This is a genomic window from Serratia plymuthica, from assembly GCF_018336935.1.
GTDB lineage: Bacteria > Pseudomonadota > Gammaproteobacteria > Enterobacterales > Enterobacteriaceae > Serratia > Serratia plymuthica_B.
This window is the reverse complement of sequence record NZ_CP068771.1, coordinates 4,312,924-4,325,924: the sequence shown is the minus strand read 5'-3', so window position 1 is coordinate 4,325,924 and position 13,001 is coordinate 4,312,924. Positions and strand designations below refer to the sequence as shown.

The window sequence follows — 13,001 nt, the reverse complement described above, 5'->3', positions numbered from 1 at the left end:
TCTTATGCCAGACGCGGGTTGACTTTTTCTGGGTTGATGTCGAATTTCTTAATCGCATCAGCTACCACAGAAGCTTCGATTTCACCGCGTTTAGCCAGTTCACCCAGAGCAGCAACCACAACGTAAGAAGCATCGACTTCAAAGTGGTGGCGCAGGTTTTCGCGGCTGTCTGAACGACCGAAGCCGTCAGTACCCAGAACGCGATAATCGCTGGCTGGAACGTAAGTACGAACCTGTTCTGCGAACAGCTTCATGTAGTCGGTAGACGCAACCGCAGGCGCATCGTTCATCACCTGAGCGATGTAAGGCACGCGTGGGGTTTCGGTTGGGTGCAGCATGTTCCAACGCTCGCAGTCCTGGCCATCGCGCGCCAGTTCGGTGAAGGAAGTCACGCTGTAGATGTCGGAACCCACGCCGTAGTCTTTCGCCAGGATCTGCGAAGCTTCACGCACGTGACGCAGAATGGAACCTGAACCCAGCAACTGCACTTTACCTTTGCTGCCTTCCAGAGTTTCCAGCTTGTAGATACCTTTACGGATACCTTCTTCTGCACCCTGCGGCATGGCCGGCATGTGGTAGTTTTCGTTCAGCGTGGTGATGTAGTAGTAGACGTTTTCCTGCGCGTCGCCGTACATGCGGACCAGACCGTCATGCATGATTACAGCCACTTCGTATGCGTAAGCCGGATCGTAAGAGATACAGTTAGGGATAGTCAGAGACTGAATGTGGCTGTGGCCGTCTTCGTGCTGCAGACCTTCACCGTTCAGGGTGGTACGGCCGGAAGTCCCGCCGATCAGGAAGCCGCGCGCCTGTTGGTCGCCCGCTGCCCAGCACAGGTCACCGATACGCTGGAAACCAAACATCGAATAGTAGATGTAGAACGGAATCATTGGCAGATCGTTGGTGCTGTAGGAAGTCGCTGCGGCCAGCCATGAAGAAGCTGCGCCCAGTTCGTTGATGCCTTCCTGCAGGATCTGGCCTTTCTCGTCTTCTTTGTAGTAAGCAACCTGCTCACGGTCCTGCGGAGTGTACTGCTGGCCGTTCGGGCTGTAGATACCGATCTGACGGAACAGACCTTCCATACCGAAGGTACGGGCTTCGTCGGCGATGATTGGAACCAGGCGATCTTTGATCGACTTGTTCTTCAGCATCACGTTCAGGGCACGTACGAAAGCGATAGTGGTGGAGATTTCTTTGTTCTGCTCTTCCAGCAGTGAGCTGAAGTCTTCCAGAGACGGCATTTCCAGCTTCTGGGTGAAGGCCGGCAAACGGGTCGGCACATAACCTTTCAGCGCCTGACGGCGTTCGTGCAGGTATTTGTACTCTTCAGACTCTTTCTCGAAGGTGATGTACGGCAGTTTTTCGATGTCAGCATCGGCAACCGGCACGTTGAAACGATCGCGGAAGTGGTGAACCCCTTCCATGTTCATTTTCTTCACCTGGTGAGCAATGTTTTTACCTTCCGCGGTTTCACCCATGCCGTAACCTTTGATGGTATGGGCCAGGATAACGGTTGGTTTGCCTTGGGTGTCCTGCGCTTTCTTCAGTGCAGCAAAGACTTTCTTCGGATCGTGACCACCGCGGTTCAGCGCCCAGATTTCGTCGTCGGTCATGTCTTTGACCAGAGCAGCGGTTTCCGGGAAGCGGCCGAAGAAGTGCTCGCGTACGTAAGCGCCGTCTTTGGATTTGAAGGTCTGGTAGTCGCCGTCCAGGGTTTCGTTCATCAGCTGGATCAGTTTGCCGCTGGTGTCTTTACGCAGCAGTTCATCCCAACGTCCGCCCCAGATCACTTTCAGTACCTGCCAGCCTGCGCCGGCGAAGATGCCTTCCAGCTCATTGATGATCTTGCCGTTACCGGTGACCGGGCCGTCCAGACGCTGCAGGTTACAGTTGATGACGAAGACCAGGTTGTCCAGTTTTTCACGGGTAGCGATGGTGATCGCGCCCTTGGATTCAGGTTCGTCCATCTCGCCGTCGCCCAGGAAGGCGTAAACGGTTTGAGCAGAGGTGTTCTTCAGGCCACGGTGTTCCAGATATTTCAGGAACTTCGCTTGATAGATGGCGCTGATTGGGCCCAGGCCCATGGAAACGGTCGGGAACTGCCAGAATTCCGGCATCAGTTTCGGATGCGGGTAAGAAGACAGGCCTTTGCCGTGAACTTCCTGACGGAAGTTGTTCATTTGGTCTTCGGTCAGGCGGCCTTCAAGGAAGGCTCGTGCGTAAACGCCCGGAGAGATGTGGCCCTGGAAGTAAACCAGATCGCCGCCGTCTTGCTCGTTGCGCGCACGGAAGAAGTGGTTGAAGCAGACTTCATAGAAGGTCGCGGAAGACTGGAAGGAAGCCATGTGGCCGCCCAGGTCCAGATCTTTCTTGGATGCACGCAGAACGGTCATTACCGCGTTCCAGCGGATTGCTGAACGGATACGACGTTCCAGATCCAGGTTGCCTGGGTAAGCAGGTTCGTCTTCCACCGCGATGGTGTTGACGTAGTTGTTGGCGGCAGCACCGGCTGCAACGCTAACACCGCCTTTACGGGCTTCACCCAATACCTGATCAATCAGAAACTGAGCTCGCTCAACACCCTCTTCACGGATGACCGATTCGATCGCCTGCAGCCAGTCGCGGGTTTCGATCGGATCCACGTCATTGTTTAAACGTTCTGACATGGTGGTATTCCTTATCTGTCTAATGGTTTGTTTGGAGCCTGTCTTCCTGTGTTCTGTGCCTTTCATACTTGAAGTTGCCTCTATGTTGGCGGCGTTCGTTCACCCGAATCACTTACATTTGTAAGCTCATCGGGATTCACTCACTTGCCGCCTTGACGCAACTCCAATTATTTTGGGCATAAAGCAAAACACACGAAGACAGGCCCATCAGTTTAGTTGCCGCTTAAATGCTTAAATAAGCATTCCGAACGAAAGCCCCGCAGGCTGGTGTACCCTGAAGAGAACCGTTCTTAATCCTTGCGTTGCTGGAGACGCCGCAGCGATCTCTCGCGCCGGGTATGTTCCCGACTGAGATCCAGCAATATTTCCTCGATAAACGCCAAATGGCGGTGCGAAGCTTCACGGGCCCTTTCCGGCTCGCGTGCCACAATCGCCTCAAAAATCCCGGCGCGGTGGCTGCTCACTTTTGCCAACATCTCACGGCGCGAGTAGAGCAATTCAAAGTTCTGACGCACGTTCTGTTCCAGCATCGGCCCCATACAGCGTAACAGGTGCAGTAACACAACGTTGTGGGCAGCTTCGGTCACGGCGATTTGGTATTGCATGACCGCGTCGGCTTCTGCGTCGAGATCGCCGCTGTCCTGGGCCTGCTGAATCACGATATGGCAATCGCGGATGCGCGCCAGATCTTCGTCGGTACCGCGTAGCGCCGCATAATAGGCGGCGATGCCTTCGAGGGCATGACGAGTTTCCAACAGATCGAATTGTGATTCAGGATGGTCGGCCAGCAGTTCAGCCAGCGGATCGCTGAAGCTCTGCCACAAATTAGTTTGTACAAAGGTGCCGCCGCCCTGACGGCGCAGGAGCAGCCCTTTGGCTTCCAGGCGCTGGATGGCCTCTCTCAGAGAAGGACGGGAAACATCAAATTGTTTCGCCAGCTCGCGCTCCGGTGGCAACTTTTCGCCTGGACGCAACGTTCCCTCGAGGATCAGATGTTCGAGCTGCTGCTCGATAACGTCTGACAACTTGGGTTGGCGGATTTTGCTGTAGGCCATGGGTGAATTCTTCTCTGCGAATGGCGCGGAGTCAATTGGTAATACCAATTTCAAAAACGTGACGGTAAAGTAACAAAGTATTCACCTCCTGTCCATATGGGCCTCATTCGAAATCATGATTCCCCGCACATTTTAACACCTCGATATCCGGCCTGCCGTACACCGATAACCGAGGGTTGGTAATACCATTTACGAGGTAGATTTCTGATTAACGTTTTAGAGGCTGCGCCTCGTCCGGAAGACTGAAGCATCAAAGGCAGAATTTTATTGCATCTTTATTAAGCTTTAACGAATAGCTATTTGCATCCTGATACCCGGCACAAAGCTGATTACTATTTCACCATCGCCAAGGGTTCATCTCTACGTTATTTCTGCGCATTATGTGATTTGCTGCTTATTTCGTGCATTGAATCCCCCCTGCCGTCACACAACCCGCATTTTGTTTCCTAAACTGCTGAAATCTTAATCACTCACAGAATAAAGCAGGTGCAAACTGGCGCGCATAACATTATTCTTTTCCAAACGGTAGCGGCTCCGTGGAATTAATAGCTATAAGGCCGTAAATAAAACAAAACACACATCGTAACCACTGCTTTACAGCATGTGAGTATTTTGCAACGACAGAGGGTTTCATTGATGGATGGTCAACAGCAAGGCGACCAGCTGAAGCGCGGCCTGAAAAACCGCCATATTCAGCTTATAGCCCTAGGTGGCGCAATTGGTACCGGGCTGTTTCTCGGTATCGCTCAAACAATAAAAATGGCCGGCCCGTCGGTCATTCTCGGCTATGCCATTGGCGGCTTCATCGCGTTTCTGATTATGCGCCAGCTGGGTGAAATGGTGGTGGAAGAGCCGGTGGCCGGTTCCTTCAGCCATTTCGCCTATAAATACTGGGGTAACTTCGCCGGCTTCGCTTCCGGCTGGAACTACTGGGTGCTGTACGTGCTGGTGGCGATGGCGGAACTGACCGCGGTCGGCATCTACGTTCAGTACTGGTGGCCGGAAATCCCGACCTGGGTATCCGCCGCGGTATTCTTCCTGGCAATTAACGCCATCAACCTGGCCAATGTGAAGGTGTATGGCGAGATGGAGTTCTGGTTCGCCATTATCAAAGTGGTGGCGATTATCGGCATGATCGTGTTCGGCGCCTACCTGCTGTTCAGCGGCATGGGCGGCCCGGAAGCCACCGTCACCAATCTGTGGGCACAGGGCGGGTTCTTCCCGAACGGCATCATGGGGCTGGTGATGGCGATGGCGGTGATCATGTTCTCGTTCGGCGGTCTGGAGCTGGTGGGCATCACCGCCGCCGAAGCCGATAACCCGCAGAAAAGCATCCCTAAAGCCACCAACCAGGTGATCTACCGTATTCTGATTTTCTATATCGGCTCGCTGACCATTCTGCTGTCGCTGTACCCATGGGGCAAAGTGGTTGAAGGCGGCAGCCCGTTCGTGCTGATCTTCCACGCGCTGAACAGCGACGTGGTGGCAACGGTGCTGAACATTGTGGTGCTGACCGCCGCGCTGTCGGTCTATAACAGCTGCGTTTACTGCAACAGCCGCATGCTGTACGGCCTGGCGCAACAGGGCAACGGCCCGAAAAGCCTGCTGAAAGTCGACGGCCGCGGCGTGCCGGTGATCGCCATCGGCGTCTCCGCCATTGCCACCGCCTTCTGCGTGCTGATCAACTACCTGATCCCAGGACGCGCCTTCGAACTGCTGATGGCGCTGGTGGTATCGGCGCTGGTGATCAACTGGGCGATGATCAGCCTGGCGCACCTGAAGTTCCGCGCAGCCAAGAACCGTGAAGGCGTCGAGCCGAAGTTCAAGGCCTTCTGGTATCCGTTCAGCAACTACCTGTGCCTGGCGTTTATGGCCGGTATTCTGGTGATCATGTACCTGACGCCGGGCATTCAAATCTCGGTGCTGCTGATCCCGGTCTGGGTAGCGGTTCTGGCCATCGGCTACGCCATCAAACAGCGCAGCCAGCGTGCGGCGAGCACCACCGTCCGCTGATAAACCGCATTAAAATCAACATGGCCCGCAAATGCGGGCCATTTTATTGCCCTTCAATTTTGCCAACTTGCTCACAGTTTCTTCGCCACGCCCGGTTTGTCCATCTCTACAACCAATAGTTTCTGATAACTCGCCGCCTGCCGGAACAATAATCGTTGCCACTCAGTCAGATCCTGCCGTCACGGAGAAAATGTCCATGAAGAGCAATGCCCTATCGATAAAAGAAAAGATTGGCTATGGCATGGGAGATGCCGGCTGCAACATGATCGGTGGCGCGATTATGTTGTTTCTCAACTATTTCTATACCGACATCTTTGGATTGACTCCGGCGCTGGTCGGCATTCTGCTGCTCTCGGTTCGGGTGCTGGATGCGGTTACCGATCCTATTATGGGCGCCATCGCCGATCGTACCCAAAGCCGCTGGGGGCGCTTTCGTCCCTGGCTGTTGTGGGTATCCCTGCCCTATGTATTATTCAGCGTGTTGATGTTTACCACGCCGGAATGGGGCTACAACAGCAAGGTCGTCTATGCCTTCGCGACTTACTTCTTGATGTCGCTGACCTACACCGCCATTAACATTCCGTACTGTTCATTAGGCGGCGTGATCACCGCCGATCCGCAAGAGCGGGTATCCTGCCAGTCATACCGTTTTATTCTGGTCGGCATTGCGACGCTCATCCTCTCGCTCACCCTGCTGCCGATGGCCGAATGGTTTGGCGGCGCCGACAAGGCGCGCGGCTATCAGATGGCGATGGGCGTGCTGGCGCTGATCGCCCTGTTCATGTTTCTGTTCTGCTTTGCCACGGTCAAAGAGCGCATACGCCCGGCCGTGCCGACTCACGACGCGCTCAAATCCGATCTGAAAGACGTGTGGAAAAATGACCAATGGGTGCGCATTCTGCTGCTGACCTTCTGCAACGTTTGCCCCGGCTTTATCCGCATGGCGGCCACCATGTATTACGTGACCTACGTCATGCAGCAGTCAACCTCATTCGCCAGCCTGTTTATCGCGCTGGGCGTGGTCGGCATGATGGTCGGCAGCGCCTTGGCAAAGCCGCTGACCGACCGCTTCTGCAAACTGAAAGTGTTCTTTTGGACCAATATCGTGCTGGCGGCGTTTTCCTGCGGTTTTTACTTCCTCAACCCTCAGTTGACCGCATTAATCGTGGTCGCCTACTTCCTGCTGAATGTCTTGCATCAGATCCCCTCACCGCTGCACTGGTCGTTAATGGCCGACGTGGACGACTACGGCGAGTGGAAAACCGGCAAACGCATCACCGGCATCAGCTTTTCCGGCAATCTGTTCTTCCTGAAAGTCGGGCTGGCGGTAGCCGGCGCCATGGTCGGCTTCCTGATGTCGTATTCCGGTTATCAGGCAGATGCGGCCAGCCAAAGCGCCAGCGCACTCAATAGCATCGTATTGTTGTTCACCGTGATCCCAGGCATTGGCTATCTGATCACCGCAGGCGTAGTGCGCCTGCTGAAGGTCGATCGTCAACTGATGCAGCAGATTCAGATCGATCTGGAAAAACGCCGGGTCAATTATCAGGAGCTGGCCGACTACCCTGAACAGCAGTTAGAAACCAAACACCCGTAAGGAGCCCGCGATGCGAGACTACCCTAATCCCTTTATTGAACAGCGGGCCGATCCCTTTGTTTTGCGCCACAGCGATGGCTATTACTATTTCACCGCCTCGGTGCCGGAATACGATCGCCTGGAGCTTCGCCGGGCGCGCAGCCTCGACGAACTACCGCAGGCTACGGCAACGGTAGTATGGCGAAAGCCGCAGCAAGGGCCAATGAGCGCGCTGATCTGGGCGCCGGAACTGCACTTTATCGAAGGTAAGTGGTATTTGTATTTTGCCGCCGCCCACAGCCCCGACATTGCAGATGGCCTGTTCCAGCATCGCATGTTTGCGCTGGAATGCAGCGCAGCCAACCCGTTAACCGGGGAATGGATAGAAAAAGGCAGGATATACAGCCATATCGACAGCTTCTCCCTCGACGCCACCCATTTTGAGCACCGCGGCAAACACTATTATTTATGGGCGCAAAAGGATCCGGCCATCAGCGGCAACTCCAACCTGTACCTGGCGGAGATGGAAAATCCGTGGACGCTAAAGGGCAAACCGGTGCTGCTCAGCAAACCGGAGCTCCCCTGGGAAATCGTGGGTTTCGAGGTGAATGAAGGACCTGCGGTGATTACTCATGGCCGGCGGATATTTATCAGCTACTCCGCCAGCGCCACCGATGAAAATTACTGCATCGGGCTGCTCTGGGCCGATATCGACAGTGACATCACCGACCCAACCCAGTGGCGCAAGGCCAGCCAACCGGTATTCCGCACCAGCGCCAAAAACCGCCAATTCGGCCCCGGGCACAACAGCTTTACCCTCGACGAACAGGGCCGGGATCTGTTGGTTTACCATGCGCGCAATTACACGGAAATCGAGGGCGATCCGCTCTATGACCCCAACCGTCATACGCGGATTAAGCCGATAGCGTGGAATGAAGAAGGCATGCCGGTATTGGGTGAACCGCCGGCGGATAATCGCTAGAAGGGTAAAAGGGGCTCAGCACGCTGAGCCCCTTCTCGATCAAGGCTTATTACGCAGCTTCTTCACCTGCCCGGCCGTGACATCGCCCGGCAACCCGCCCCAGGTGACACGCAGATAGTTCACCAGCTCCGCCACCTGCGCATCATCCAGTCGTTCGCCAAAGGCCGGCATGCTCTGCAGGCTCTCGCCGTTGGGGAATTGCTGCGCCGGCAAACCGTCCAGCACTGAAACAATCAGGTTTTTAGCGTCCGGCTGGCGCAGCGTCGCGTTATCGCGCATCGCTACCGCCACATGCGGTTTACCCTCGCCTTCACGGGCATGGCAACCGGAACATTGATCCAGATAGACAATGCGCCCCGCATCGCTGCCCTGCCCCGCTTTGACCGGCACCGCGGCCGGCGGCTGCTCACCCATCAGATAGGTAGCCAACGCCTGGTGGTCTTCCGGCGTCAAATGACGGGTGCTGAGATCCACCACCATATGCATTTCGCTGAAGGCGCTGCCCTGAGGCGCGATGCCGGTTGCCAGGAAGCGGTTCAGGTCGTCCGGCGTCCAGCCGCGTTGCGCCAATCCGTGCGGAGTAATGTCCGGCGCCATAAAGCGCCCCAGTTCGCCGCCCTGCATCGGTTTCCCGAGATCCATCTGGCCCAGCATGCCGCGTGGCGTATGGCATTCCCCGCAGTGGCCCAGCGTATCCGCCAGATAACGGCCACGCTGCCACTGTGCCGACGCCCCCTGCGAACTGGCCGGCAGCGGATCCTGGTTGCGGAACAGCAGGTTCCAGCCAATCAGCGCCATGCGCTGGTTGAACGGGAACGGCATCTCGTTGGCCGGAATGGCCACGTCTACCGCCGGGCGCGTCATCAGGTAAGCGTAGATGTCGTCGGCATCCTGGCGCGAAATCCCTTTATACGAGGTGTAAGGCATCGCCGGGTACAGGTGTCGCCCGCCCGGCGCCACGCCCTGGGTCAGCGCCAGGAAGAAGTCGTCTTGGGTCCAGCGCCCGATGCCGTGGTCGGCCGACGGCGTCAGATTGCTGCCGTAAATCGTGCCGAACGGCGTGTCCAGCGGATAGCCGCCGGCCAAAGGCGCGCCGCCGCTGGCGGTATGGCAGGCGGCGCAGTCGGCAGCCTGGGCCAGATAGCGCCCCCGGACGATTTGTTCGGCGCTGGCGGTCACCTGCTGTACCGGGCCGTCGTAGCGGCGGTTTTCCCGCCACCACAGCAGGGCGATAACGATAATCGCCACCAGCAGAATCAAGAGTACGAGACGTTTTTTCATCGCGCCGTCTCCTTCAGCAGGCCCGGCGTCTTCAGCACCACGTCGCGCACCGCTTCGTAGTAGCGCACATAGCCGGTACAGCGGCAGATATGGTTGTCCAGCGCCTGCTCGATGGCGCTTTCCAGTTGATCGCGCGCAATGGGTTCACGTTTGAGCTTTTCCACAAAAAGGGTGGCGGCGTTGACAAAGCCCGGTGTGCAGTAGCCGCACTGGAAGCTGTAATGTTCGAGAAAAGCCTGCTGGATGGGCGAAAGCTCGACCACCTCGCCTTGTTCATCCACCCTGGCATGCCCTTCGACGGTACGCACTTTCTTGCCGCTGAAAAAGTGCGCGCCGGTGATGCAGGTGCGCACTTCCTCACTGGTGCCGCTCGGGTGATCGACAATCGCCACGCAGGCGTGACAGATGCCCTGCCCGCAGCCCAGGCGCGAACCGGTCAGATTGAGATATTCATGCAGGAAGTCGATCATCATCAGCCCTTCCGGCACCTCGATCGGGCCATACTGCTTATCGTTGACGGTCAAAGAGATCGGCTGGGTTTTAATGCTCATTGTAATACCTCACGAATATTTTCTGCACGAACGGGCAAATCACGGAAACGGTGGCCAGTGGCGTCGGCGATGGCGTTAACCAGCGCGGCGACCACCGGGATCATCACCACTTCGGCCATGCCTTTTGGCGGATCGGTTTCCGACAGCGCAGGCAGGATTTCGCCGGTCTGCTTCCAGACCGCCACATCGCTGGCGCGCGGCAGGTGGTAACGGTTAAAGTTCCAGGTGCCGTTACCCGGCCCGTCTTCGTACAGGGGTAAATATTCGTGCAACGCATGGCCGATGCCCATCGCCAGCCCGCCCTGCAACTGGCCGGAAACCAGTTCCGGCACAATCAGGTTGCCGCACTCCATGATCGAATGATGGTTAAGCAGCTCCACCTGGCCGGTGGCGATATCCACCGCCACTTCCGCCAACGTGCCGACGGCGCTGTAATAGGTCACCGCCGCGTTATTGCGCTGGGTCGGTGGGTAATAGACCTGGGTACGCGGCAGCGTTTTGAACTCGCCATTGGCATTGCGTACCGCCAGCCCGTCGATCGGCAGGCGTTCACTATCGCCGCCCAGGGTGAAATCCGCCTCCGCCCACTGCCAGCGGTTAAACACGTGCACCGCTGCGCCGGTGATACCGCCCATCTGGTAGGCTTTTTTCGCCAACGTCTCCAGGCTCAACACCGCCATGCCGGCGGCAGTCAGCCCGCCTTCTACCCAGCGCGCGTCCTCTCTGCGCACCACCAGCGGCGCCGCCTGGCCACCGCCGATACCCGCCTGCCACAGCGCCATCGCTGCCGGCCACAGGCCTTGGTTGAAGATCAGCCGGGCCGCTTCGCGCGTGCTGTGGGAGAAGTAATACGCCGAGTTGCTGGCGCTGGATGGCGAACAGTAGCTTGGCGTCCAGGCGGGGTTGGTTTGCGACCGGTCCTGCTCGGCCTGCGACATAAGGTAAGGATCGCCGCTGGTTGTCATCGGCAGCACTGACCAGTCGGTCACCGAAAAGTGCGCCTCATCCGCCGGTTTGCCCAGCCACTGCGCGCACAACACCGATTGTGACGTCGACATGCCGGTCCCCATCTCTGCGCCGCTGTGATGCAGCATGATGCGCCCGTCTTCCCCCAGTTCGACGCGAGCAAAGGAGGTTTCCGCGCCGGTGCCGAAGTCTTTTTGCACGCAACCGAAGCCGACGCCATAGCGTTTGCCCGGGTTCTTGCCCTCGAACTCCGCCTTGCGTTCGGCGCGTTTGAGCCACATCTCATGCTTCGCCGCCTTCTCCAGCACTTCATCGGCGCGGATCGCACCGGCAGGAATGGCGCCCTGGGTGTTTTTCATCCCGGACTTCAGTACGTTGCGCAGGCGGAACTCGATCGGGTCGATCTTCAGTTCGGCAGCCAGTTCATCCACCATCATCTCGGTGGCGGCCATGCTTTGCAGCGTGCCGTAACCGCGTGCCGAACCGGCGTCGATGGCACGCGAAGCCAGCCCCACCGCAGACAAATCGCTTTTCGGGAAGTAGTAAATCGACTGCGCCGCCGTCGCCGCCACCATCACCACCGACGGCGTAAAGTTGCTGCGGCCGCCACCGTCTGCCGTCATCTCAGCGTGGAATGATTGCAGAACGCCGGTTTGGCGGTTGACCGCAATGCGGTAATTCATGTCGAAGGCGTGGCGCTTCAGCGCCGTCTGGAACTGCTCGAAGCGATCATTGGCCAGCCGTACCGGGTGCCCGTCGCCATACATCGCCGCCACCGCACCGTAATAAGGGAAGTTATAGTGATCTTTCGAACCGTAGCCGACGGTGTAGCAAGGGTGCAGAATCAGCTGTTTCACCGGCGGGTTGCGTTTGGCCAGCATACGCGGCATTTCGTCGGCCACTTCTTGCGGCGACTGGGTCGGCACCACCAGATGCAGGGTTTGCGTCACCTCATCGAACCAGCCGTTGGCGTTGTCCGGCTCCAGCGCCGAAGTGTCGACGGACTGCGTGGTGTAGCGCCGCGACAGCACCAACCAATCATCCGGCGGCGTTTGCAGCTCTGCGGCGATCATCCCGGCATAATGCATGCCTTCCTGATCCAGTTTGCCGCCTTCGCGGCCTTCCGGCCACACCGGCAGGTGTTTCTTCATCGATACCGGGAAAATCGGCGTGTCTTTCAGGCTGGAGAAACGATCGTCATCGAACGGCTGGTCGCCACCCACCCGCACATAGCGGAAGGTGCCCCAGGGATCGCGCTCCAGCGGGCCGGTCTCGGCACCGTATTTAAGGGTATCTTCGCGGAATTTCAGCTTGTCCTTGGCAAAGCGGAAGCGAGCAAAGTCGTGATAAATCAGAATCGCAGCCGCTTGCCCCAGATAGGCCGGTGTCTTGCCGACGGGCAACAGCATGTCGTCGCCATAAAACGCCGGGAAAGCCAGGCCGTCGCGCGCCAAATCCTCCGCCGTCACCAGGCGATCCGGCTGCAGGTCGTCTCCCAACAACGAGAGGTCGAGGCCCGCAAACAGCCTGTCGGCCTTGGTCACGCGCAGAATAAAGGCGTGCGCCTGCTTTTGTGGCCAGTGCGGCATATCGACCGCGCGAATATCGCGGGCGAACACCTTCTGTCCCATGACCTTGGCACGGCCGTCAATGCGGAAACGCACGCGTTTCTCATGGGCATCCCAGTTAGGCGACTGAAGGATCTTTTGTTCAAACAGCGCGGCGTAGGCGCGGCTGTAGAGGGGGGCGAGGTAGACGGACACCCCCGCTATCACGGCGCTTTTTATAAAGCGACGCCGTGACGAGTTGAAATTGCTCATAAAAAATCCTTCGCATCTTTATTGTTGTTTTGTGTTCGCGATATTGTTGCGCAAACGCTGACGGCCTTGCCGTAGACGTCATAAGCATATG

General features: G+C 57.3%; 8 protein-coding genes. 3 read left to right on the top strand and 5 right to left on the bottom strand.

All coding sequences use genetic code 11. From position 1 onward, the window contains the following. Nucleotides 1-2: 2 nt before the first annotated feature. On the bottom strand, nucleotides 3-2,666 hold the full coding sequence (gene aceE / locus JK621_RS20175; protein WP_212557365.1) for a pyruvate dehydrogenase (acetyl-transferring), homodimeric type: 2,664 nt from the start codon (nucleotides 2,664-2,666) through the stop codon (nucleotides 3-5). Nucleotides 2,667-2,956: 290 nt separating this feature from the next. Further along, nucleotides 2,957-3,721 carry a pyruvate dehydrogenase complex transcriptional repressor PdhR gene (gene pdhR / locus JK621_RS20170; RefSeq protein WP_004947949.1) on the bottom strand — a complete coding sequence of 255 codons (765 nt, stop codon included), beginning with the start codon at nucleotides 3,719-3,721 and terminating at the stop codon, nucleotides 2,957-2,959. A gap of 636 nt (nucleotides 3,722-4,357) precedes the next feature. Between pdhR and JK621_RS20165 the strand changes: the two genes are divergently transcribed. The 3 genes from JK621_RS20165 to JK621_RS20155 all read left to right on the top strand — a co-directional run bounded on the left by JK621_RS20165 (nucleotide 4,358) and on the right by JK621_RS20155 (nucleotide 8,292). Beyond that, nucleotides 4,358-5,734, top strand: coding sequence for an amino acid permease (locus tag JK621_RS20165; RefSeq protein WP_212557364.1), 1,377 nt, complete (start codon nucleotides 4,358-4,360; stop codon nucleotides 5,732-5,734). Between the two features lie 196 nt (nucleotides 5,735-5,930). Then, nucleotides 5,931-7,331: a glycoside-pentoside-hexuronide (GPH):cation symporter gene (locus JK621_RS20160; protein ID WP_212557363.1), complete on the top strand. Its 1,401-nt coding sequence runs from the start codon at nucleotides 5,931-5,933 to the stop codon at nucleotides 7,329-7,331. A 10-nt stretch (nucleotides 7,332-7,341) separates the two neighbouring features. Continuing rightward, a complete protein-coding gene (locus tag JK621_RS20155) occupies nucleotides 7,342-8,292 on the top strand; it encodes a glycoside hydrolase family 43 protein (RefSeq protein ID WP_212557362.1) in 951 nt (316 codons plus the stop codon). A gap of 39 nt (nucleotides 8,293-8,331) precedes the next feature. On the opposite strand, the gene JK621_RS20150 is transcribed toward JK621_RS20155, so the two are convergent. Genes JK621_RS20150 through JK621_RS20140 form a run of 3 tightly spaced genes read right to left on the bottom strand, consistent with a single transcriptional unit; the run spans nucleotide 8,332 to nucleotide 12,910 of the window. After that, nucleotides 8,332-9,573: a cytochrome c gene (locus JK621_RS20150; protein WP_212557361.1), complete on the bottom strand. Its 1,242-nt coding sequence runs from the start codon at nucleotides 9,571-9,573 to the stop codon at nucleotides 8,332-8,334. Further along, on the bottom strand, nucleotides 9,570-10,124 hold the full coding sequence (locus tag JK621_RS20145; RefSeq protein ID WP_212557360.1) for a (2Fe-2S)-binding protein: 555 nt from the start codon (nucleotides 10,122-10,124) through the stop codon (nucleotides 9,570-9,572). Before JK621_RS20145 ends, JK621_RS20150 begins: the two co-directional genes overlap by 4 nt. Beyond that, a complete protein-coding gene (locus tag JK621_RS20140; protein WP_212557359.1) occupies nucleotides 10,121-12,910 on the bottom strand; it encodes a xanthine dehydrogenase family protein molybdopterin-binding subunit in 2,790 nt (929 codons plus the stop codon). The genes JK621_RS20145 and JK621_RS20140 overlap by 4 nt, the downstream gene beginning before the upstream one ends. Nucleotides 12,911-13,001: the final 91 nt, after the last annotated feature.

Excerpts from the sequence above, each read along its gene's own strand:
- aceE (WP_212557365.1), bottom strand. The coding sequence starts at position 2,666 with ATGTCAGAACGTTTAAACAATGACGTGGATCCGATCGAAACCCGCGAC.
- pdhR (WP_004947949.1), bottom strand. The coding sequence starts at position 3,721 with ATGGCCTACAGCAAAATCCGCCAACCCAAGTTGTCAGACGTTATCGAG.
- JK621_RS20165 (WP_212557364.1), top strand. The coding sequence starts at position 4,358 with ATGGATGGTCAACAGCAAGGCGACCAGCTGAAGCGCGGCCTGAAAAAC.
- JK621_RS20160 (WP_212557363.1), top strand. The coding sequence starts at position 5,931 with ATGAAGAGCAATGCCCTATCGATAAAAGAAAAGATTGGCTATGGCATG.
- JK621_RS20155 (WP_212557362.1), top strand. The coding sequence starts at position 7,342 with ATGCGAGACTACCCTAATCCCTTTATTGAACAGCGGGCCGATCCCTTT.
- JK621_RS20150 (WP_212557361.1), bottom strand. The coding sequence starts at position 9,573 with ATGAAAAAACGTCTCGTACTCTTGATTCTGCTGGTGGCGATTATCGTT.
- JK621_RS20145 (WP_212557360.1), bottom strand. The coding sequence starts at position 10,124 with ATGAGCATTAAAACCCAGCCGATCTCTTTGACCGTCAACGATAAGCAG.
- JK621_RS20140 (WP_212557359.1), bottom strand. The coding sequence starts at position 12,910 with ATGAGCAATTTCAACTCGTCACGGCGTCGCTTTATAAAAAGCGCCGTG.